This is a genomic window from Jeotgalicoccus sp. FSL K6-3177 (genome assembly GCF_038050175.1).
Classification (GTDB): Bacteria; Bacillota; Bacilli; order Staphylococcales; family Salinicoccaceae; genus Jeotgalicoccus; species Jeotgalicoccus nanhaiensis.
Map to the genome: position 1 here is coordinate 644,509 of NZ_JBBOSK010000001.1, position 21,842 is coordinate 666,350.

Genomic DNA, 21,842 nt, shown 5'->3' on the forward strand with positions numbered 1-21,842 from the left:
GAGTGAAATTAAGTAAATTTGAGGGTGTGCTTTATGAAAAATTTAATCATAATTACAGGGATGAGCGGTTCAGGAAAATCTGTGGCACTGGAAGCGATTGAAGACACAGGTTATTTCTGCATCGACAATCTGCCCCCGATCCTTATTCCAAAAGTCGTAGAATTAATGGAGTCCACCGACGGCAAGATGAACAAAGTCGCACTCGGCATCGATCTGCGAGGGAAAGAATTTTTTGATGATTTAATCCAAAAACTGGAAACGGTTCTTAATAATGAAAGTATTATGCTGCGCATCGTCTTTCTCGACACGGATAATGAAAGACTCGTCAGCCGCTATAAGGAGACACGCCGTTCCCACCCGTTAAACGAAGGCATGTCGCTGCTTGAAGCAATTAAGAAAGAACGTGAACTGCTGGATGATTTAAAAGGACGGGCATCCGTCATTATAGATACGACGGAACTTTCTCCGAAAGAGCTGAGAGACCGTATTTTCACTTTATACAGCGGAGGCCGCGAGCAGTTTTTTGCCGTTAACGTGCTGAGCTTCGGATTTAAGCACGGCATTCCCATCGATGCGGACTTGATGTTCGATGTCCGTTTTCTGCCGAATCCATTCTATATTCCCGAGTACCGCCCGTTAACCGGACTCGACAAAGAAGTTTATGATTATGTAATGAAATGGCAGGATACCGATACGTTTTACGAAAAACTGTATGATATGATTAAATATTTAATTCCTCAATATATAAAAGAAGGTAAATCCCAGCTGACGATTGCTATCGGGTGTACAGGCGGACAGCATCGTTCTGTTGCTCTGTCCGAGCGCCTTGCAAAAGATCTGCTGGAGAAGTTCGCATTTTCGATTAACACGACCCACCGCGATGCGATGATTGAAGGCAAAGTCCATGAACAAGATTAAAATCGCCATAATCGGCGGAGGTACAGGTCTCGCTGTTTTATCGCGCGGCTTAAAAAAATATCCTGTGGATATTTCTGCTATCGTATCGGTGGCAGATGATGGTGGGTCAACCGGAATTATCCGCGATCAGATCGATATGCCTGCGCCTGGAGATATCCGAAACGTTATGTCAGCTTTAAGCGAAGTCGAAACGAAACTCGAGCATCTGTTCACTTACCGTTTTAAAAAAGATGAAATATCAGGTCATTCCCTCGGCAATTTAATGCTCGCTGCCATGTATGATATCAGCGGCGATTTCGCAACTGCCGTCAGCGAGCTGTCGAAAATACTGAACGTTAAAGGAACCGTGATTCCATCGACGAATGTCAGTCCGAAACTCGCTGCAAGAATGGCTGATGATTCAATTATTATCGGTGAGAGCTATATTCCGAAAGTGAAAAAAGAGATTAAAGAAATGTATTTAATACCGACGAATATCGATGCGACACCAGCTGCTGTTGAAGCAATACTGGAAGCGGATATTATCGTGCTCGGTCCGGGCTCGCTGTATACGAGCATTATTCCGAACCTGCTGCCAAAAGGGATAAGAGAAGCTGTTTCAGCATCGGACGGCATTAAAGTATATGTTTCAAATCTGCTCGAGCAGCCGGGTGAAACGATGGGCATGTCCGCATTTGATCATCTCTCGGCAATTGAAAAACATTTGAAATCGCGGGAGATTGACTACGTTATTTTAAATGAACGGGACGTCTATGAAGAAATGGCGGAAACGTATAAAAACAGAGGGGTCCAGATTATTAAAAGCGAGCGGGATAAACTGGAAGAGCACGGTGTAAAAATCATTACAGATGATGACTTGATTATCGTTGATGAAGAGCGGGTTGTCCGCCATAATAATGAAAAGCTCGCTGAAATTATATACGACATTGTAATTGATGAATCAGATACATTGAAGTATTAGGGAAGATTTTGAAAGGAAAGTGGTAGCATGTCATTTGCTTCCGAAATGAAAAATGAATTAACGAGAATCGAAGTGGATGAGTGCTGCATGAAGAGCGAACTGTCCGCGCTGATTAAAATGAACGGCGCAGTCAGTTATTTTGACGGACAATGGGTTATCAATGTTCAGACTGAAAATGCTGCGATTGCGCGCCGTATCTTTTCGTTAATTAAAAATGTATATAAGATAGAAATTGATCTGCTTGTCAGAAAAAAGATGAAGCTTAAAAAGAACAACGTTTACATCTGCCGCATTAAAAAAGAATCTAAAGAGGTACTGGAGGATTTGAAGATTTTTTCAGGCGGTGTGCTGACAAATACGATTACGGATGAAATTACAGAAAAAGAATGCTGCAGACGCAGTTATTTAAGAGGTGCTTTCCTTGCCGGCGGTTCGGTAAATAATCCGGAAACATCAGCCTATCATCTTGAGATTGCTTCGCTGTATGAAGAACATGCAGAAGCAGTGACGAAGCTTATGAACCGCTATGAATTAAATGCTAAATATATCGACCGGAAACGCGGCTATATTATTTATTTGAAAGAAGCTGAAAAAATTGCGGAGTTTCTGAGTTTAATCGGAGGCTACCAGGCGCTGTTAAAATTTGAGGATATACGTATCGTCAGAGACATGAGGAACTCGGTTAACCGGCTCGTAAACTGCGAAACTGCGAACTTAAACAAAACGATAAACGCAGCAATGCGCCAGGTGGAAAATATTAAATTTATCGATGCGGAAATCGGCATCGATGAACTGCCGGAGCGCTTAAGAGAAGTGGCGCGCATTCGCGTCGAACATCAGGACATGACATTAAAAGAAATCGGCGAAGCCGTATCTACCGGTACGATTTCGAAATCAGGCATCAATCACCGGCTCAGAAAGCTCGACGAAATTGCAGATAAACTGCGGAGCGGAGAAGAACTGGTATTTTAAGCAAAAAGAGGCATCCGAAAGTATTCGGATGCCTCTTTTGTCTTTGAAAGCGGCTGTGAAGCCGGCATTTACAATATATGATCTTTTTATCCGCTGTATATATTCTCCATCGCCTGTTCGAGAGTTGGATATAAATATTTAAAGTCATTGTTCATCAGTACACGGGGATGAACTTTCTGGCCTTCCGTTACAAGAAGGGCACGTTCGCCAAGGACTTTATCAATTAAATAAGCCGGCGTTTTAAAAAAGTTCGCTTTGCCGAGCACGGCACTTAATACTTTAGAAAACTCGCGCTGTCTGACCTGCACAGGGGCGGTTATATTAACCGGACCTCTGATGTTCTGATTGACACCGATAAAGAGGAGCGCATTAACGACATCATCGATATGAACCCAGGAATACCATTGTTTGCCGCTTCCGATATCACCGCCGATATTTGCTTTATACAGCTTTTCCATGGCAGGAAGGGCACCGTTGTCTTTATCAAGCACCAGGCCGAAGCGGGAAAACACAACACGAATCCCGAGGGATTCGATATTCGCTGCGGCTGCTTCCCACTGATTGACGACATCCGATAAAAAGTTCGTCGACGACAGCTGATCAAATTCATCGTACTCCACAATTTCACTTGTAGGATAGTAGCCGACAGCACTCGCATTTATAAAGGCAAGTGGCTTAATACCCGACTTTTGAAGCCAGAGGAAAAGCATACCGGTCATGTTCAGCCTGCTCGATAAGATTAAGTCTTTATAGTCTTCCGTCCATTTTTCATTCAGAGAAGCCCCTGCAAGATTATAGATCAAATCAAAACTATCGGGAAGCTCGTCAGTCCAATCCAAATTGTTAAAATTACTGTCATCGTATTTAATATAATGTATATAAGGGTGTTCGCTCGTTTGTTCCCTGCGCGTTAAAATGTAAACGTGATGGCGGTCTTTCCGGAATGCCTGTGTCAGTTTTGTACCGATAAAACCAGTGCCGCCTGTGATGAGAATGTTCAAATGCTTCGACCTCCCAATACATGTGTTTCTTTCATTTTAATTGAAAAGGGAGTTTAAGTCACGTATGTGACTTAAACTCCCTGTAATAGACTATTTTATTTTTCAGGTTCCATGACGTGGTCGATTAAACCGTATTCTTTAGCTTGTTCTGCTGTCATGAAATTATCGCGGTCAGTATCTTTTTCGATTTTTTCAAGCGGCTGTCCAGTGCGCTCTGCTAAGATCTTGTTTAATTTCTCGCGAGTTTTTAAAATGTGTTTCGCAGCAATCTCAATTTCAGTAGCCTGGCCCTGAGCTCCGCCGAGCGGCTGGTGAATCATAATTTCTGCGTTCGGAAGCGCGTGGCGTTTTCCTTTAGCACCTGCTGTTAACAGGAATGAGCCCATCGATGCTGCAAGTCCGAGACTGATTGTCTGTACATCCGGCTTAATGTGCTGGATTGTGTCGTAGATTGCCATGCCGGCAGTAACGCTGCCGCCCGGTGAGTTAATATAAAGGTAAATATCTTTTTCCGAGTCTTGTGCCTGCAGGAATAACAGCTGGCTGACTACCGAGTTTGCAACGTTATCATCGATTGCACTTCCGATCATAATGATTCTATCTTTTAAAAGTCTTGAATAAATATCGTAAGCACGTTCGCCACGATTTGTCTGTTCAATAACCGTAGGTATTAAATTCATAATATTGCCTCCTGTTTTGGTGAACTAATTTATTTTATATTATATTTATAACACATTAGTCAAATAAGGTCAAAAGAAAGAGCTTCATCTGATAACCACTTTATCATATTATTTAATTATGCAATTCGTCAATAATTAGTCTTTATTCCTGACGGTTTCCTTGCTATAATGAAATGTGCTTAATTTTTATTATTCTACCCCCGTGGTGTAATGGATAACACGTAAGATTCCGGTTCTTAAGATGGGAGTTCAATTCTTCTCGGGGGTGCTAAAAAAGAGGTGGGACAGTTGTCGGTCGAAGAACTTGAAACAGTCGACAAACCTGATGACAGTTTAGATGAAGACTTTGTCCGCAAAGTCTTCTATGTCTGTTTAAACAGCGGGAAAATCCTGCTGGAAAGCGGTGCGGAGACGTATCGTATCGAAGATACGATGATCCGCATGGCAGGCAACTACGGTATCGGTAATGTTCAGGTCTTTGTCACAACAACAGTAATTATTTTGTCGATGAATGATTACGCTTTGTCCCAGACAATCAGAATCGATGAGCGCGCAAACAATTTACAAAAAGTCGTAAATATTAATGACTTATCTAGGCGTATTACTAAAGGATTGCCCATAAGAGATGCGATTGACAGTATAGAAAATATCCATGAAACGAAAATGTTTCCTTTCTGGCTGATTGTTTTCACCGGCGGAATGGTCGCTATTATGTTCCTGCTTCTGTTTGGCGGCGTGGCGGGCGATATACCGGTCGCAGCTGCTGGCGGCATGGCGGGTGTATTGATTACAGAAAGTATTCAGCGCTATACTAAAATTAAATTTTTCAACGAATTTTTCGCAGCGTTTTTTATCGCTGTGATTTCTGTACTGTATGTAGACTACGGTCCGGGAACAGAACTCGAGACGATTATTATCGCCGCAGTCATGCCGCTCGTTCCTGGAGTGCTCATTACCAATGCGATACGGGAAATGATACGCGGACACTTGATGGCAGGCACGATGAAAGGCGCGGAGGCATCGCTTACAGCGATTGCGATCGGTGCCGGAGTCGGCCTCGTCTTCATGGCAGTCTAGGAGGGGAACAATGTTATATGCAGTTCAATTTATACTTAGTTTCTTTGCCTCTGCAGGATTCGGAATACTTTTCAATGCTCCAAGCAGGACGATATTCGCCGGCGGTTTAAGTGGAGCTTTCGGCTGGCTCGTATACTTTACCGCAACCCAGTATGAAATACAGCCGGCCATCGCATCTTTTTTAGGAGCGATTATGCTGACTGCCCTGTCGATTGCGAGTTCCCGTAAATTAAGGGCGCCGGTAATTATATTTATTACATGCGGAATTATTCCCCTCGTGCCCGGCGGTGTAGCTTACAATGCCATGCGCAGCGTAGTGCTGCAGAATTACGATATGGCGCTTGCCTACGGTTTTCAAGTAGCTCTCGTGTCGCTGGCAATTGCTATGGGGATAATTTCAACCGAGATGATAGATTCATTAATCCAGACGCTGAAACGTGAAATTAAAAATATGCGGAAGAAAGAGGCTTAACCAATGCTTAATCTTACTTATTACACACGAGATAATTGTCATTTGTGTAATGAAGGAAAACTGCAGCTCAGACTGGCATTGTCTGAACTGAGAGATAACGTAGTGAAACTGACCGAAGTGAATATCGATAGCGATGACAAACTGCAGGAAGAATACATGGTGCGCATACCCGTTTTAAGCGACGGAGGCAAAGTGATTCAAGAAGGCGTTTTAGATTTTGTAACTATATATGATTACGTAAAAGATAATTATAAATAATGATAACCGGGAAGCGGCGGACTTAAAATGTCTGCCGCTTTTTTAATGCAGCTGCTCTTAAAATATTTTTAATGTTTTAATAAGCGAGCGACATATGTATAATTAAAATGAATATAAATTTGGAGGCGCATCCATGAAGAAGACTCTGGAAGATGTTGAATTAAAAGGCAAAAAGGTATTAATACGGGCAGATTTTAATGTACCGATGAAAAATGGACAGATTACGGATGATACCCGTATTAAAGCTGCTGTAAAAACAATTTCTTACGTTTTGGCTAAGGGCGGAAAAGTAATTTTATTTTCGCACCTTGGACGAATTAAAACTAAAGAGGACAAACGTGAATATTCTCTTGCTCCGGTTGCTGACTACTTAAGCGACCTGATAGGTAAAGAAGTGCTGTTCAGCGATAAAACACGCGGCAAGGATTTGGAAGAAGGTATTGCCGGAATGAAGAATGGAGAGATTCTCCTCGTTCAAAATACACGCTATGAAGATCAGCACGGCTCAAAAGAAAGTAAAAACGATCCGGTGCTCGGCAAGTATTGGGCATCGCTCGGCGATATCTTCGTCAATGATGCATTTGGCACAGCTCACCGCGAGCATGCGTCAAACGTCGGAATCAGCGAGCATCTGCCCACTGTATCCGGATTTCTAATGCAGAAGGAAATCGAATTTCTCGGCGGTGCAGTCGATCAGCCGAAATCACCGTTCGTGGCCATCCTCGGCGGAGCGAAGGTATCCGACAAAATTAACGTAATTGATAACCTGCTGAATAAGGCTGATAAAATTCTTATCGGCGGCGGGATGGCAAATACATTCCTGAAAGCACAGGGACATTCAATCGGAAAATCATTAATTGAAGAAGATAATATTAAAATTGCTGAAGAGCTGCTGAAAAAAGCGGACGGGAAATTAGTGCTGCCTGTCGATGTTGTTGCAGCTTCAGAATTTTCAAATGAAGCGGAACACCGCACTGTACCGGTCGAAGAAATTCCGAAGGATATGATGGCTCTTGATATCGGCGGGGAAACGGTTAAATTATACGAGAAAACACTCAAAGATGCGAAAACAGTTGTCTGGAATGGACCGATGGGCGTTTTTGAAATGTCCAATTTTGCAGCGGGGACAGTCGGTGTCTGCCAGGCGATTGCGAATCTTGAAGATGCGGTTACTATTATCGGCGGCGGCGATTCGGCCAGTGCTGCGCAGGTTCTTGGATTTGCTGATAAATTCAGCCATATTTCAACCGGCGGCGGCGCATCGTTAGAGTATTTAGAAGGTAAGGAATTGCCGGGACTGAAGGCAATTGATAATGCTGAGGAGGAGTAAGTCATATGCGGACACCATTAATTGCGGGTAATTGGAAAATGAATATGACAGTTCAGGAAGCAGGAGCTTTTGCCGATGAACTGTTAAAAAACAATCTTAAAGAAGGTGTTGAAGCGGCGATTTGTGCGCCCTTTATCGACCTGCCGGTACTCGCCGGGAAATTTAAAGAGACGGATATTAAAATCGGTGCACAAAATGTGTACTATGAAAAAAGCGGTGCTTTTACAGGGGAAATCTCCGCGCCTATGCTTCGTGAACTTGGGGTGCACTACGTTATTACAGGACATTCCGAACGCCGCGAGCTGTTCGGAGAAACTGACAGCGACGTAAACAAAAAGTCGCGTGCTGTACTTGAAGCGGGTATGACACCGATTATCTGTGTCGGTGAGACTGAAGAAGAGCGCGAGAGCGGAGAGTATACAGCAAAAGTTGCAGGACAGGTGACAGCAGCGCTTGAAGGGATTTCACCTGAATCAGCAGGCGGGCTCGTTATCGCTTATGAACCGATTTGGGCGATCGGCACTGGAAAAAGTGCAACGAGCGACGATGCTGATGCGATGTGCCGTTCAATCAGAAGCGAAGTTGAAAAACTTTATGATGAGAACACAGCAGACCGCGTGCGTATTTTGTACGGCGGTTCTGTTAAACCTGCAACAATCGAAGAGCTGATGTCAAAAAGTGATGTGGACGGCGCCTTAGTCGGCGGTGCTTCACTGAAGGCTGAAGATTATATAGCGCTGATTGCTGGAGCAGCCCAATGACTAAACCTGCTGCTTTAATTATTCTTGACGGTTTTGCAGAACGCGATGAGACTTTCGGCAACGCGATTGCACATGCAGATATGCCGAATTTTAACAGATATAAAGATGAGTTCCCGCACGCAAGTTTAAGCGCATGCGGTCTCGATGTGGGCTTACCCGAAGGACAGATGGGAAACTCCGAAGTCGGGCATTTAAATATCGGTGCAGGGCGCGTTGTGTATCAGAGCTTAACACGTATTAATAAAGCGATTAAAGATGGCGATTTTCATGAAAATGAAGTGCTTTTAAGTGCACTGAAACATGCCAAAAGTCATAACAGCAAACTGCATATTATGGGACTTTTAAGCGATGGCGGCGTGCACTCGCATTACGGACACTTGTTTGAAGTGCTGAAAATGGCAAAAATCAACGGCCTTACCGATGTATTCGTCCACGGATTTTTAGACGGGCGCGACGTGAGTAAAGCTTCGGCCTTGACTTACATAGAAGAAACAGAGCGGCAGTTCAAAGAAATCGGCATCGGCCAGTTTTCAACAATCAGCGGGCGCTACTATGCGATGGACCGCGACCAGCGCTGGGAACGGGAACAGCTAGCGTATGATGCACTCGTGCACGGGAAAGGCAAGGTTTTCCCGACTGCGTCTCTCGGAGTAGAGGAAAGTTATTCTGCCGAGGTGTTTGATGAATTCGTCGAACCGTTTGTCGTTAATAAAGCGCACACTATCGGTGAAGACGATGCCGTTATATTTATTAACTTCAGACCGGACCGCGCAGCCCAGTTGTCGGAAGCATTCACTGCGCCGGAATTTAAGGGCTTTGACCGCGGCGGAACAATTGATAATCTGAAGTTCGTTACATTTACAAAATACAGCGAAGCGGTACAGGCAGATGTTGTTTTCGATAAAGTGGACCTGGTTAATACGCTTGGTGAGGTTGCAGCGGCCGCAGGGAAAACCCAGCTGCGCATTGCGGAAACAGAAAAATATCCGCATGTGACATACTTTATGAACGGCGGACGCCACGAGGAATTCAAAGGTGAATCGCGTATTTTAGTCAATTCACCGAAGGTGGCGACATATGACCTGCAGCCGGAAATGAGTGCTTATGAAGTGACGGATCAGCTGCTCCGCGCTCTCGACGAACCGCTGGATATGGTGATTTTAAACTTTGCGAACCCGGACATGGTCGGTCACAGCGGCATGCTTGAACCGACGGTCAAAGCGCTGGAAGCGGTCGACGAATGTCTCGGTAAAGTAGTCGATAAAATTATTAGCTTGGACGGGACCGCGGTAATTACTGCAGACCACGGGAACGCCGATGAGGTCGTGACACCTGCAGGAGAACCGATGACGGCGCATACGGTCAATCCGGTGCCGGTGATTGTAACAGACAAATCGGTCCTGCTGCGTGAAGGCGGGCGTTTATCAGACTTAGCACCGACTATGCTTGATTTAATGAATCTTAATCAGCCTGAAGATATGACAGGTAAGAGCCTTTTAATTAAAAATACGTTATAATAAATTCGAACTTAACTAATAAAGGAGTAGGATGACATGCCATTAATTACAGATGTATATGCACGTGAAGTTTTAGACTCTCGAGGAAACCCGACGATTGAAGTTGAAGTGCTGACAGAAAGCGGCGCTTTCGGCCGGGCACTGGTTCCTTCAGGCGCTTCTACAGGAGAACACGAAGCGGTAGAACTTCGTGATGGTGATTCATCACGCTTCTTAGGCAAAGGTGTAGAACAGGCAGTAGAAAATGTTAATGCTGTAATTGCACCCGAATTAATCGATGGAGAATTCACTGTGCTAGAGCAGGTCTCAATCGATAAAATGCTTATTCAGTTAGACGGGACAAAAAACAAAGAAAAATTAGGCGCTAATGCTATTTTAGGTGTATCGATTGCCGTAGCGAAAGCAGCGGCGGATCTTCTCGGCCAGCCTTTATATAAATACTTAGGCGGATTTAATGCGGTGCAGCTGCCAGTGCCGATGATGAATATTATTAACGGCGGTGAGCATGCAGACAACAGTATCGACATTCAGGAATTTATGATTATGCCTGTAGGCGCACCTACTTTTAAAGAGGCGCTCCGCGTGGGGACAGAAATTTTCCACCAGCTTGCGAAAGTTTTATCAGCAAAAGGCTACAGCACTGCAGTCGGTGACGAAGGCGGATTTGCTCCAAACCTGAAATCAAACGAAGAAGCACTGGAAGTAATCGGCGAAGCGGTAGCAGCTGCCGGCTATGAACTCGGTTCAGATATCGTCCTTGCGATGGACGCGGCTTCAAGCGAATTCTTCAATAAAGATACGGGCAACTACGAGCTGAAAGGCGAAGGTAAAACTTATTCGTCGGAAGAACTTGTTAACTGGTACGGCGACATGGTTGAGAAGTATCCAATCATCTCAATAGAAGACGGTCTGGATGAAAATGACTGGTCAGGCACGAAACTTCTTACAGACAAAATCGGCGATAAAGTCCAGCTTGTCGGTGATGACCTGTTTGTAACGAACACTGAAAAATTAGTCCAGGGGATTGAACAAGGCGTTGCAAACTCAATCTTAGTTAAAGTAAATCAGATTGGTACGCTGACAGAAACTTTCGAAGCGATCGAAGTTGCCCAGCGCGCAGGCTACACAGCAGTCATCTCACACCGTTCAGGTGAAACAGAAGACACGACAATTGCCGATATTGCTGTTGCGACAAATGCCGGACAGATTAAAACTGGCGCACCGTCACGCACGGACCGCGTTGCTAAATACAATCAGCTCCTTCGCATTGAAGATGAATTATATGAGACAGGCACTTACAAAGGCCTCGCATCATTTTATAATTTGAATAAATAATTTGATGAAAACCCCTCTCGAGAGGGGTTTTTGTTATTTTGAGAGGGGTTAATTGACGATGTGGATGAGCAAGGTGTGCCAAAAAACGCTGACCTTGCACATAATTGGAGCGTGGATGAGCAAAGTGCGCCAAAAAACACTGACCTTGCACATAATTGGAGCGTGGATGAGCAAGGTGCGCCAAAAAACGCTGACCTTGCACATAATTGGAGCGTGGATGAGCAAGGTGCGCCAAAAAATGCTGACCTTGCTCATAAATGGTGCGTGGATGAGCAAGGTGTGCCAAAAAACTCTGACCTTGCACATAAATGGAGCGTGGATGAGCAAGGTGTGCCAAAAAACGTTGACCTTGCACATAATTGGAGCGTGGATGAGCAAGGGTTGCCAAAAAACGTTGACCTTGCACATAATTGGAGCGTGGATGAGCAAGGGTTGCCAAAAAACGTTGACCTTGCACATCCACTAACGAAAGTGTATAGAGGATTAATAAAAAGAGGAATTTATCACAGAAACGCAATTTTTGTATGTTGAGTATTTATCAAAATAAGAGTCGACGGTCGCGTTTATATCTGCGAACTGTGGAACTGCTGACAGCACCTCCGCTAAAAGCAGAAATTCTTGCAGGAGATATTTCCCACGCTTCATTGATAGTTTTTAATTCATCAATTAGTATCGATACTATTTCGAAAGTAGTAAACTCTTTAGTGCATGAATGACAACAGTACTTGTATGAATTAACACGCACGAGCTCCGCAACCGAATCGCACTGATAACAAAACACGCCGGTGCGGAGCTCGCCAAATTCAACATTCGCCAGGAGATCGTACATTGATTTCAGGAGCCGGCGGCTGTTGAGGTAGTCAGCAATATTGCCATGGTCATAACGATTGGACTGACAAATTTTAGCGAGCCGCCGGGGCGTATTACTGGGCACAAGCAGATTTTCCAAATTAGGCATGTTATAGATTGTCTGTGAAGGGTTCACAAACACGAGGTGTGAAGTAATATCGTAATTAAAACCGCCATTACGAATCAGATGCTCAAGCGAAGTGCGCTGGCGGTTCACCTGCATACTCAAGTCCTTATATTCGCGCCCGCTTTCGAAGAACCAGATTTTTGAATCGTATATCAAATCGAAACCAAAATTTTTAACCTCGAAAGTATAAACATGGTCGCCAGCAATCAGCACGTTATCGATCTGCACTTCACTCATGCCGCTGGCTACTTTTAATGTTTCGGTACCGGAATCAATTTTAAAACGATAATCTTTCAAGTGATAAATTTCCTTGCCCCGCACGGCAGTATCGAGCAGTTTATCGAATCCGAGCTCGCCGTGCCAGCCGCGGGTCAACTTCTCCTTTTCTTTTTCTTCGGTTGAACCGAGTAACGTTCGACGTGACAGAATCTGCAATTGTTTAAGTTTTAAAGGGATTGTACGCATATCTATAACATAAAGATAAAGTAAATTATCTCCAAACAGCAAAAATTTAAAAAATGCAGCAGAACATTTACAGATTTCAACAAATAGAACGCTGTCTCCAATGTAACAACTACATTACAAAACCTTCGTTTACATTGCACATACAGTAAATTTTTGGTACTATTTATACTGTTAATATAAATCGGAGGGGTATCTTCATGCAGACACTACTCATCGTTCTGTTAATCATCGTGTGTATATCGCTTATCGCTGTAGTGTTACTACAATCCGGAAAAAGTGCCGGTCTGTCGGGAGCAATCGGCGGCGGTGCCGAGCAGATGTTCGGCAAGCAGAAAGCGCGCGGTATGGACTTAATTTTACATAGAGCAACTGTAATTTTAGCAATTCTGTTCTTTATGATTATGCTGTTACTGACATACTTAGGTTAATACGTTAAAAGGTGAGCCGAATCCGATTAATCCCGGATTTTGGCTCTTTTTTTATGTTTGGAACGATGATTCTTTAGTATCCCGGACATTTAGCGTACAATAAAAGTAACACTATTTTGAGGTGACCTCATGAATATTAAATTACCTGAAAAATTTTACTTTAAAGAAGCGAGCGGAGACAGGGCGGTTCTGCTGCTGCATGGTTTTACGGGGAACACATCCGATGTAAGACAGCTCGGCCGCTATCTGCAGAAAAAAGGTCTCACTTCCTACTCGATAAACTACGAAGGCCATGCGGAGCATCCGGAGAAAATTACGCAGTCTTCTCCCTTTGTCTGGTATAAGCAGGCAGTCGAAGCTTACGATTTTTTGCGGAGTGAAGGCTGCAGCAATATTTTTGTCGCCGGTGTATCGATTGGCGGGGTAATCGCGCTGCGCCTTGCAGCTGAACGCGATGTGACAGGTGTCGGGACAATTTGCAGCCCAATGTACATGAAGGACCCGGAAACACTGTACGGGCAGTTTATCGCGTATGCAGAAAAATATTTGAAGATGTTTGAAAATAAAACGCCGGAGCAGATAGAAAAAGAAACAAAAAATCTGGAGATGACTGGAACTTTTGATGATATCAGCACGTTTATAAATCTGGTAAAAGGGAATTTAGAAGATGTTAATGTCCCGCTTTTTGTCGCTCAGGCAACTCATGACAAGGTGATTGATCCGGACAGCGCCAAGGTGATTTACAATGGTGCCGGGACTGATGAAAAAGAAATTAAATGGTACGATAAAGGCGGCCACGTACTGACTATAGATGAGAGCAAGGAAGAATTATTTGAAGATATATACAATTTTATTGAACAGCACGAACTGCAGTATTAATAACAGATATGGAGGATTACAATGAGAGACTTTAAAGAAGAAATATTAGCCATTGTAAGTAAAGATGACTACAAACCGATGACAATAGATGATTTTAAAGAATCTTTTGGAGCGGATGACTCGGATGAATTCAAAGATATGGTGAAAACTTTAGTCTCTCTTGAAGAATCCGGTAAATTATACCGCACGAAAAAAGACAAATATATGAAGGTACCTGACTCCAACAGAGTAAAAGGTACATTATCGATGCACAAACGCGGTTTTGGATTTCTGCGTCCGGAAGAAGAAGATATCGAAGATATTTTTATTCCGCCGAACGCTGTAAACGGTGCGCTTGACGGTGACACTGTGCTGGTAGAAGTCGAGACCAGTACGCGGGGCGACAAGACAGAAGGTCACGTAATTAGTATTATCGAGCGCGGTGTAACAAAATTAGTCGGGGAGTACAGTGCAAATGTTAATTACGGCTTCGTTGTACCTGACTCGAAAACATTCAAAACGGATATCTTTATTCCGAGGGATAACAACTTAGGGGCTATTGACGGCCACAAAGTGCTCGTTGAAATAACTAAATTCCCGGATAATCCTGACCAGGGCAATCCAGAAGGTCATGTAATCCAGATTTTAGGTCATAAAAATGATCCTGGTGTCGATATTCTGTCAATTATTTACCAGCATGGCATCGACATCGAGTTCCCTGATGAAGTGCTTGAGCAGGCGGAAGCAGTGCCTGATGAAATCGAGCAGGATGACACGAAGGAGAGAGTCGATCTTCGCGACGAGTTCACAATTACGATTGACGGCGCCGATGCAAAAGATCTGGACGATGCTGTCAGCGTGAAAAAACTGGATAGCGGCAACTTTGAACTGACGGTCAGCATTGCCGACGTCAGCCACTATGTAACAGAGAACTCTGCAATCGATAAAGAAGCATATCACAGAGGGACGAGTGTTTATCTTGTTGACCGTGTGATTCCGATGATACCGCACCGTTTATCGAACGGTATCTGTTCGCTGAATCCAAATGTCGACCGGCTGACACTGAGCTGCCGCATGGAATTTACACCAGGCGGTAAAGCCGTGGACCACGAAATTTTCGAAAGTGTTATTAACTCGGACTACCGTATGACTTACGGCAACGTAAACTTAATGCTGGAAGATAAAGATGAGAGCGTCATTAATGAGTTCAAAGAAGTTTATCAGCCTCTTCTCGATGCTGAGGAACTTGCTGCAAGATTGCGTGCGAAACGCGAAAAACGCGGGGCAATTGATTTTGATTTCGCCGAAGCGGCTGTTGTTGTCGGTGAAGACGGCACACCGGAAGATATCGTTCTTAGAAACCGTGGAACGGGCGAAAAAATGATTGAGGAATTCATGCTGGCGGCAAACGAAGCAGTCGCAGAGCACTTCCACTGGATGGACGTGCCGTTTATGTACCGTATTCACGAAGAACCGAAAGAAGAGAAGCTGAGTAAATTCTTCGACTTCCTGACAGGTTTTGGTGTCGTTGTTAAAGGTAAAGGTAATCAGATTCACCCGCATGCTTTGCAGGAAATTATTGAAGAAGTCAAAGACCGTCCGGAAGAAATGGTGATTTCCACGCTGATGTTGCGCTCGATGCAGCAGGCGAAATATTCACCTGAATCGCTCGGCCACTTTGGACTGGCGACGGAGTTCTACACTCACTTTACGTCACCGATCCGCCGTTACCCTGACTTAATCGTTCACCGTTTGATACGCGAGTATCTCTTTAAAGGAAAGACCGATGCGAAGACTATCCGCCGCAACAAGAGCGAGCTGCCTGAGATTGCGAAGCATACTTCCGAAAGAGAGCGGCGCGCCCAGGATGCAGAGCGCGACACGGATGATCTGAAGAAAGCGGAATTCATGATGAAACATGTCGGCGAAACATTCGAAGGTGTAGTATCAGGTGTTATGAATTTCGGTATGTTTGTTGAACTGCCGAACACGATTGAAGGCCTGGTGCACGTCAGCAATATGACTGATGACCATTACAACTTTAACGAACGCGCTATGGCTATGCTCGGCGAACGCACGGGCACTATGTTCCGTATCGGCGACAAGATTGAAATCGAAGTGCTCGGCGTTAATCTCGAAGAGCGCTTAATCGACTTTAAAGTAGTCGGTATGCCTAATAAAAAACGTCCGGAAAGAAGAAAGACGCCGGTGGAAATTAAAGGCAAGCCAGAAAATAAAAAAGAAAAGACACGCTCACGTGAAAAGAAAGGAAGCTTCTCAAAAGGTGGCAAGAAAAAACCTTTCTATAAATCAGTGGCGAAAAAAGGCAAAGGAAAGAAGTAGAGGCTTATGAGTAAAAGCAACCAGAAAACGAGGCCGCTGGCACAAAACCGCAAAGCGGGTCACGATTATTCTATCGATGACACGATTGAAGCGGGGCTTGTGCTTAGGGGCACTGAAATTAAGTCAATACGCCGCGGGTCGGCGAACTTAAAAGACTCGTATGCGCGGGTCTATAAGAATGAAATGTATGTCTATAATATGCACATTGCGCCGTATGAAGAGGGGAACCGTTTTAACCACGAGCCTCTTCGTACGCGCAAGCTGCTCCTGCACCGTAAAGAAATTAATAAACTTAGAGGGCATATGCAGGAGCCGGGGAACGCGATTATCCCGCTCAAACTGTATATTAAAAACGGCATGTGCAAAGTGCTTTTAGGCATCGCGACAGGTAAGAAGAAATACGATAAACGCCAGGACCTGAAGAAGAAACAGATGAAACGCGAAATTGACCGTGCAATGAAGGAGCAGTTCCGTTAATTTGTCAACGGGTTTTTATCGTGTTATAATAATAAGTGCTCGGCAAATCAGCCGTTATATTATATAATCCGGGGACGTTCCGGATTCGACAGGGGCTATTCGGGCATTTTAAGCGTGTCGGAGGTTTCGGCTTCGTCATCAACGATACTCAGTTTATAATAACTGGCAAACAAAACAATTTCGCAGTAGCTGCCTAAGAGCGCTCTGCATCATCCCATGAGCTTGCCTATGGCCCGTGACGATGATTCAACTATAATAGGATACGCCCTTTAGTCTGCGGTCGGAAGACTAAAAGGAAGAGATTAATCGGACTAGCATGGAATGAGGTTCGTTCATTGCCATCATCCATGTGAAACTTAATAATGAACTACACACGTAGAAAGAAATGCTGCGAGGTCTCTGGACGCGGGTTCAACTCCCGCCGTCTCCATATTGAATACCCACTCCTGGAAAAAGGATTGGGTATTTTTTTGTATAAATGTTTAGCATTTACTTGAGCGGGAATACATTAACTGTACAAAAATACTATTTAATTAATTAAGGAGTGTTTTTAAATGGCAGAAAAAGACAGCAAATTAGAACAATTAAAAGGTAATGCAAAAGAAACAATCGGCAACGCTACCGGAGACAAAGATAAAGAAAAAGAAGGCAAGAACGAGAAGAATGCCGGTAAAGCGAAAGAGTATGTAGATAAAGCATCGGACAAAGCTCATGACTCTATCGACAAAGCGTCAGACAAAGTATCGGAAAAATTTAAAAAATAAATAAGAACGGAGATGAGGCTGTATTTATTGCGGCTTCATTTTTGTGAATAAATGTTATGCTTGGATATAAGTTCACATTAGTAAGATTGAATTGTTATTAAAATATTAGGAGGCAGTTATAATGGCAGTTAAATATGAAGTCAGTGCAGTAAACACAGGCGGCCGCAAAGGTCACGTGGCAACAGAAGACAAAGCGATTGATTCACCGGTAATTCCGCCGGATCAGGATGGCGAGGGTGTTAACCCTGAACAGTTATTCGCTGCGGGATATGCTTCCTGCTTTAACGGTGCCTTTGATTTAATGATTAAAAAAGGCGGCGTTCGTGATGCAGAGCCGGAAGTTACTTTAACAGTACGCCTTGAAGAAGATGGCGAAGGCGTTAAACTTGGTGTAGATATTAAAGCTAAAGTTAAAAACATGTCTCAGGAAGACGCTGAAAAATATTTAGAGCAGGCACACGATTTCTGCCCTTACTCTAAAGCAACACGCGGCAACATCGACGTGGATTTATCAGTAGAAGTAGTGTAATAATTTATAGAAGATAAAAACCAGAGCCCCGTGCGGGCTCTTTTTTATTGGTGTAAAGATGATGCTGGAGTTTTTATAGTGATTTTAGGAATCTTATGTTGTTCATTGACCTGGTAGTGAGTTTAGTCAGTCAAAGAGAGATGAATTTATCCACGGTGGCACACGCCGTCCGCTCCCGCGCCATCGAGAATCCACGGCGGCACACGCCGCTCATTCCCGCGCCACGGAGAATCCACGGTGGCACGCGCCACCCAATCCCGCGCCACGGAGAATCCACGGTGGCACACGCCACCCCAACCACCACCACCCAGCAAAACCTAAAATTATTCAACAACTATATCAAAAACCGCAGTCTTACCTTCTGAATTCATCAAGGGTTCAAATACAGCAACCATATTTTCAGGTGCGGATACTAAGCCGTAGGACATTTGGCCGGTTATACTTTCACCTGGAGCAAGGTCGGCAGGGAAGATGCTGTCGAGTTCGTAGCTGTGTGCGAGTTCACCGTCCGCTTCAAGTGTAATATCTCGCCCTGCCGGGAATGTCTGGTCTGTGCCGTTTTCATATGTAATGTCGAGAACGAGCACGCCGCTGACATCGATAATATTCGTATCGTTGCGCTCGTCTGTCATAAAGGCATCATTAATTGTTACTGTAATGCCGTCGATTTCAACGGGCTCGCCCAGCTGATAATTATCGCTCTCTGATTTTGCTGATTCGACTGCATCTTCATCAACTTCATCGATTTCAATTTCATTTTCCTCTTCGCTGTCAAAAAGATCTTTATCCTCTTCCAGAGATGCAGCCTCTGAAGATTCAGCTGTGCCGGTATTTTCTTTATCAGTATTATCATTGCATGCCGCAAACAGCATGGCTGTGAATGCCAGCAAAGTCAGCAGTTTAATTTTTTTCATTTACTTTAACCCCCGGGATACTATAATGGTTTTATGATACCATTAGATTGAAATAGCTATCAATCGCATTCAGAACGCACAAAGGGGAAAACTTATGAATACAACGAAGATTGTCGTCACTTTATCAGGTCATAATGATGACGAAATTAAAGAAGAAATTCAAAAAGCGAAAGAGAATATAGACGCTTTTGATATCGTGGAGATACGCGGAGATGTTTTCGATGCGTTGAACCGGGAGGATCACGGCAAAAAAGTCAGATATATTATAGATTATTTTAAACCGCTGAACAAAGAAATTATTTATACATACCGCACGGCGAAAGAGGGCGGCAGCGGTTCAAAAACAACAGTTGAGTACGAAGCGCTCTTAAACGCTGTCTGTCAGACAATGGATATTGACTATATCGATATCGAAGTTCAATCCGGCGATAAAATTACAGCATCTGTCTGCAAAACTGCGCGTGCCAATAATGTGAAATGCCTGATGAGTCATCACGATTTTAAGCGTACACCGCCTAGCGGGGAGATTTTATCGATTATTAATAAAATGCACACGCTCGGCGGAGATTTGTACAAAGTTGCTTACTTCCCTCATGAAAAGAAGGATGTGGACAAAGTCACTGAAGTTGTGAAAAGTGCTAAACAAAAGTACGGAGACAGAATAATTGGAATCTCTATGGGAGAACTCGGAAAAGACACGCGTACGGCAGAGGGAGAAGCGGCTTCGGCACTAACCTACGGCTTTGTATCAAGGGATGCGGCTCCGGGACAGATTCATGTAACACAATTGCGTGAAATATTTACCAGATAAAAATATTAAGCAATCTTTACAGCAGGTTAACGAAAGAATAATAACCAGCTGATAAAATGGGAACCAGAAGATATGAAAACTTAACTCTTCTCCCCAGCCCCTTTGTCCGAAACCTTCCCCTGAGGTTTCGGACTTTTTTCGTTTTTGCATATGTCTAATTTACTTTATCTGGGGTATTATAAGTGTAAGAATAATTTCTTATTCGGGAGGATAACTATGATTACATTTTACGAATACCCTAAATGCACGACTTGCCGCAAGGGCAAAAAGTTTTTAGCAGATAATAATCTGGAGTTTACTGAAATTGACATGGTTAAGCATGTACCGGCTAAAGATACGCTGAAAGGTATCCTCGACAAATCGTCGCATTCAATTGATGACTTTTTTAACAAGCGGGGCACTAAATTTAAAGAGCTCGGATTAAAAGAACGTCTTCATGATTTGAGTGAAGAAGAGAAACTGGAACTGCTCGCAAGTGACGGCATGCTGATTAAGCGGCCGATGGTTGTACTTGATGATGATGTGTTATTAGGTTTTAAAGAAGAAACTTATAAAAATGCATTATTGAATTAATTCACTTGCCTAAAGTATGGCAATTGTGCAACAATAAGTATGATAAGTTAAAAGGGAGGTTTTAGCGTGTCATTACCACAAGATTTAAAGTACAGCGAAGATCATGAGTGGATTAAAGTTGAAGGAAATACTGTAACAATCGGTATTACTGACTTTGCACAGTCTGAACTTGGAGATATCGTATTTGTCGAACTTCCAGAAGAAGGCGACGACATCTCTACAGGTGATTCTTTCGGCAGCGTGGAATCAGTGAAAACTGTTTCTGAATTATATGCACCGGTTTCCGGTTCTATAGTTGCTGTTAACGAAGAGCTTGAGGACAGTCCGGAACTTGTTAACGAAAATCCATACGAAGGTGCTTGGATGCTGAAAGTTGAACTTTCAGATGAAAGCGAATTAGATAACCTTCTTGATGCTGCTGGTTACCAGGCAGTAATCGAGAAATAATAACTTAGCTCTGGACTTTTGTCCGGAGTTTTTTTAAAACCTATATTTATTGCTTAAAGTGAATTTATATTAAAAATTTAACTAAGGGTGATACGGATGAATCTTTCTGATAAAGTACTCATTGTTGAGGGAAAAACGGATAAGCGCAGATTGGAAGAAGTGCTGGTGGAACCTGTACAGATAATTTGCACCTTCGGTACGATGGGTATTTCAAAACTGGATGAGATTATTGATCAGCTTGGCGATTCTCAAATATTCATTTTATCCGATGCGGATAAGGAAGGAAGAAAAATTCGTAAATGGTTTAAAAAACATCTTAGTGAAAGTACTCATATTTATATAGATCCCAAATTCGGGGAAGTCGGACGCTGTCCGCATGACTACCTTGCAAACCTCTTGCTCAGACACGGTTTTTATGTAGATACGAGCCTAATAATGAAAGGTAAGTTTTATCGTGAAGGAAACAATTTCAACGGAAAATATATTAAAGAATATACAGGATAGAGAGTATTATATTATTTTCGGCTATGCAACGATGTGCAAAACATGCGATATCTCAGAAACGATGCTCAGCGTCGCTGCTTCTGCAAGAGAAATCAGCTATGAACGCATCAACTTAAATTTTTATAAAACACTGATAGATAAATATCAGATTCGTTCTGCGCCAGCACTGCTGCTGTTTAAAAACGGCAAACTTGTCAGGGAAGTCTACGCATTTCAATCTGTTACTTATTTAAACGAAGTTCTGGAAGAATTTCTGATTGACTAATAAAGAATAGTCTGATAATATGAATTTCAATCAAATATTAACTCTTATCAAGAGTGGTGGAGGGATGTGCCCTTAGAAGCCACGGCAACCGTCATCGTGACAAGGTGCCAAATCACTGGATTAATATCCTCAGATGAGAGGCGTAATGAACGTTTAAAAGCCTACTCATTTTTGGAGTAGGTTTTTTTAATTGTTCTCCTGGAAAG

General features: G+C 43.4%; 26 protein-coding genes, 1 tRNA gene, 1 other RNA gene and 1 riboswitch. Of the genes, 24 read left to right on the forward strand and 4 right to left on the reverse strand.

Going from position 1 to position 21,842, the window contains the following annotated elements:
• The first annotated feature begins 33 nt into the window (after positions 1-33).
• Genes rapZ through whiA form a run of 3 tightly spaced genes read left to right on the forward strand, consistent with a single transcriptional unit; the run spans position 34 to position 2,851 of the window.
• Positions 34-918: an RNase adapter RapZ gene (gene rapZ / locus MHH58_RS03265; RefSeq protein ID WP_341345027.1), complete on the forward strand. Its 885-nt coding sequence runs from the start codon at positions 34-36 to the stop codon at positions 916-918.
• Positions 905-1,879 carry a gluconeogenesis factor YvcK family protein gene (locus MHH58_RS03270; RefSeq protein ID WP_115886021.1) on the forward strand — a complete coding sequence of 325 codons (975 nt, stop codon included), beginning with the start codon at positions 905-907 and terminating at the stop codon, positions 1,877-1,879. Before rapZ ends, MHH58_RS03270 begins: the two co-directional genes overlap by 14 nt.
• Before the next feature lie 27 nt (positions 1,880-1,906).
• Entirely contained in the window at positions 1,907-2,851 is a 945-nt protein-coding gene (whiA, locus tag MHH58_RS03275) for a DNA-binding protein WhiA (protein ID WP_341345028.1), read from the forward strand.
• A gap of 86 nt (positions 2,852-2,937) precedes the next feature.
• Here the strand turns inward: whiA and MHH58_RS03280 are convergent, their stop codons facing one another.
• Complete coding sequence (locus MHH58_RS03280; RefSeq protein WP_341345029.1) at positions 2,938-3,852, reverse strand: TIGR01777 family oxidoreductase; 915 nt, start codon at positions 3,850-3,852, stop codon at positions 2,938-2,940.
• A 95-nt stretch (positions 3,853-3,947) separates the two neighbouring features.
• Positions 3,948-4,532, reverse strand: coding sequence for an ATP-dependent Clp endopeptidase proteolytic subunit ClpP (gene clpP, locus MHH58_RS03285; RefSeq protein ID WP_115886018.1), 585 nt, complete (start codon positions 4,530-4,532; stop codon positions 3,948-3,950).
• A 196-nt stretch (positions 4,533-4,728) separates the two neighbouring features.
• Here clpP and MHH58_RS03290 point away from each other — a divergent pair.
• The 9 genes from MHH58_RS03290 to MHH58_RS03330 all read left to right on the forward strand — a co-directional run bounded on the left by MHH58_RS03290 (position 4,729) and on the right by MHH58_RS03330 (position 11,813).
• A tRNA-Arg gene (locus tag MHH58_RS03290) sits at positions 4,729-4,800 on the forward strand.
• 11 nt (positions 4,801-4,811) lie between these two features.
• Entirely contained in the window at positions 4,812-5,609 is a 798-nt protein-coding gene (locus tag MHH58_RS03295) for a threonine/serine exporter family protein (RefSeq protein ID WP_318272216.1), read from the forward strand.
• A 10-nt stretch (positions 5,610-5,619) separates the two neighbouring features.
• Positions 5,620-6,081 (forward strand): threonine/serine exporter family protein, encoded by a 462-nt coding sequence (locus tag MHH58_RS03300; RefSeq protein WP_341345030.1) that lies wholly within the window; start codon positions 5,620-5,622, stop codon positions 6,079-6,081.
• A 3-nt stretch (positions 6,082-6,084) separates the two neighbouring features.
• The gene (locus MHH58_RS03305; RefSeq protein ID WP_341345031.1) at positions 6,085-6,339 is read left to right on the forward strand and encodes a glutaredoxin family protein; all 255 of its coding nucleotides are present in this window, start codon (positions 6,085-6,087) and stop codon (positions 6,337-6,339) included.
• Between the two features lie 133 nt (positions 6,340-6,472).
• Positions 6,473-7,669 (forward strand): phosphoglycerate kinase, encoded by a 1,197-nt coding sequence (locus tag MHH58_RS03310; RefSeq protein ID WP_341345032.1) that lies wholly within the window; start codon positions 6,473-6,475, stop codon positions 7,667-7,669.
• 5 nt (positions 7,670-7,674) lie between these two features.
• Entirely contained in the window at positions 7,675-8,430 is a 756-nt protein-coding gene (gene tpiA, locus MHH58_RS03315; RefSeq protein WP_341345033.1) for a triose-phosphate isomerase, read from the forward strand.
• On the forward strand, positions 8,427-9,947 hold the full coding sequence (gene gpmI, locus MHH58_RS03320) for a 2,3-bisphosphoglycerate-independent phosphoglycerate mutase (protein ID WP_341345034.1): 1,521 nt from the start codon (positions 8,427-8,429) through the stop codon (positions 9,945-9,947). Before tpiA ends, gpmI begins: the two co-directional genes overlap by 4 nt.
• Positions 9,948-9,983: 36 nt before the next feature.
• A complete protein-coding gene (gene eno / locus MHH58_RS03325; protein ID WP_341345035.1) occupies positions 9,984-11,282 on the forward strand; it encodes a phosphopyruvate hydratase in 1,299 nt (432 codons plus the stop codon).
• Positions 11,283-11,357: 75 nt separating this feature from the next.
• On the forward strand, positions 11,358-11,813 hold the full coding sequence (locus MHH58_RS03330; RefSeq protein WP_341345036.1) for a hypothetical protein: 456 nt from the start codon (positions 11,358-11,360) through the stop codon (positions 11,811-11,813).
• 7 nt (positions 11,814-11,820) lie between these two features.
• Here the strand turns inward: MHH58_RS03330 and MHH58_RS03335 are convergent, their stop codons facing one another.
• Positions 11,821-12,723 (reverse strand): nuclease-related domain-containing protein, encoded by a 903-nt coding sequence (locus MHH58_RS03335; RefSeq protein WP_341345037.1) that lies wholly within the window; start codon positions 12,721-12,723, stop codon positions 11,821-11,823.
• Between the two features lie 197 nt (positions 12,724-12,920).
• Between MHH58_RS03335 and secG the strand changes: the two genes are divergently transcribed.
• The 7 genes from secG to MHH58_RS03370 all read left to right on the forward strand — a co-directional run bounded on the left by secG (position 12,921) and on the right by MHH58_RS03370 (position 18,122).
• Positions 12,921-13,151 carry a preprotein translocase subunit SecG gene (secG, locus tag MHH58_RS03340; RefSeq protein WP_115886008.1) on the forward strand — a complete coding sequence of 77 codons (231 nt, stop codon included), beginning with the start codon at positions 12,921-12,923 and terminating at the stop codon, positions 13,149-13,151.
• Between the two features lie 129 nt (positions 13,152-13,280).
• Positions 13,281-14,030 (forward strand): alpha/beta hydrolase, encoded by a 750-nt coding sequence (locus tag MHH58_RS03345; RefSeq protein ID WP_341345038.1) that lies wholly within the window; start codon positions 13,281-13,283, stop codon positions 14,028-14,030.
• A 21-nt stretch (positions 14,031-14,051) separates the two neighbouring features.
• Positions 14,052-16,352 (forward strand): ribonuclease R, encoded by a 2,301-nt coding sequence (rnr, locus tag MHH58_RS03350; protein WP_341345039.1) that lies wholly within the window; start codon positions 14,052-14,054, stop codon positions 16,350-16,352.
• Between the two features lie 6 nt (positions 16,353-16,358).
• Entirely contained in the window at positions 16,359-16,829 is a 471-nt protein-coding gene (smpB, locus tag MHH58_RS03355) for an SsrA-binding protein SmpB (RefSeq protein WP_115886005.1), read from the forward strand.
• Positions 16,830-16,899: 70 nt separating this feature from the next.
• Positions 16,900-17,262: a transfer-messenger RNA gene (ssrA, locus tag MHH58_RS03360) on the forward strand.
• 121 nt (positions 17,263-17,383) lie between these two features.
• The gene (locus MHH58_RS03365; RefSeq protein ID WP_115886004.1) at positions 17,384-17,593 is read left to right on the forward strand and encodes a CsbD family protein; all 210 of its coding nucleotides are present in this window, start codon (positions 17,384-17,386) and stop codon (positions 17,591-17,593) included.
• Positions 17,594-17,714: 121 nt separating this feature from the next.
• Positions 17,715-18,122 carry an organic hydroperoxide resistance protein gene (locus MHH58_RS03370; protein WP_341345040.1) on the forward strand — a complete coding sequence of 136 codons (408 nt, stop codon included), beginning with the start codon at positions 17,715-17,717 and terminating at the stop codon, positions 18,120-18,122.
• A 323-nt stretch (positions 18,123-18,445) separates the two neighbouring features.
• Here MHH58_RS03370 and MHH58_RS03375 read toward each other — a convergent pair whose 3' ends face one another.
• The gene (locus tag MHH58_RS03375; protein WP_341345041.1) at positions 18,446-19,036 is read right to left on the reverse strand and encodes a hypothetical protein; all 591 of its coding nucleotides are present in this window, start codon (positions 19,034-19,036) and stop codon (positions 18,446-18,448) included.
• A gap of 94 nt (positions 19,037-19,130) precedes the next feature.
• On the opposite strand from MHH58_RS03375, the gene aroD reads away from it, so the two are divergent.
• From aroD to MHH58_RS03400, 5 genes are all read left to right on the forward strand, one after another.
• Positions 19,131-19,847 (forward strand): type I 3-dehydroquinate dehydratase, encoded by a 717-nt coding sequence (gene aroD / locus MHH58_RS03380; RefSeq protein WP_341345042.1) that lies wholly within the window; start codon positions 19,131-19,133, stop codon positions 19,845-19,847.
• Between the two features lie 216 nt (positions 19,848-20,063).
• Complete coding sequence (locus MHH58_RS03385; RefSeq protein WP_135096106.1) at positions 20,064-20,420, forward strand: Spx/MgsR family RNA polymerase-binding regulatory protein; 357 nt, start codon at positions 20,064-20,066, stop codon at positions 20,418-20,420.
• A gap of 66 nt (positions 20,421-20,486) precedes the next feature.
• Complete coding sequence (gcvH, locus tag MHH58_RS03390) at positions 20,487-20,867, forward strand: glycine cleavage system protein GcvH (protein ID WP_115885999.1); 381 nt, start codon at positions 20,487-20,489, stop codon at positions 20,865-20,867.
• Positions 20,868-20,963: 96 nt separating this feature from the next.
• Positions 20,964-21,371, forward strand: a complete 408-nt coding sequence (locus MHH58_RS03395; RefSeq protein ID WP_135096102.1) for a toprim domain-containing protein — start codon at positions 20,964-20,966, stop codon at positions 21,369-21,371.
• Positions 21,322-21,636, forward strand: a complete 315-nt coding sequence (locus MHH58_RS03400) for a thioredoxin domain-containing protein (RefSeq protein ID WP_167753333.1) — start codon at positions 21,322-21,324, stop codon at positions 21,634-21,636. The genes MHH58_RS03395 and MHH58_RS03400 overlap by 50 nt, the downstream gene beginning before the upstream one ends.
• Positions 21,637-21,677: 41 nt before the next feature.
• Positions 21,678-21,776, forward strand: a riboswitch (SAM riboswitch).
• Positions 21,777-21,842 lie beyond the last annotated feature (66 nt).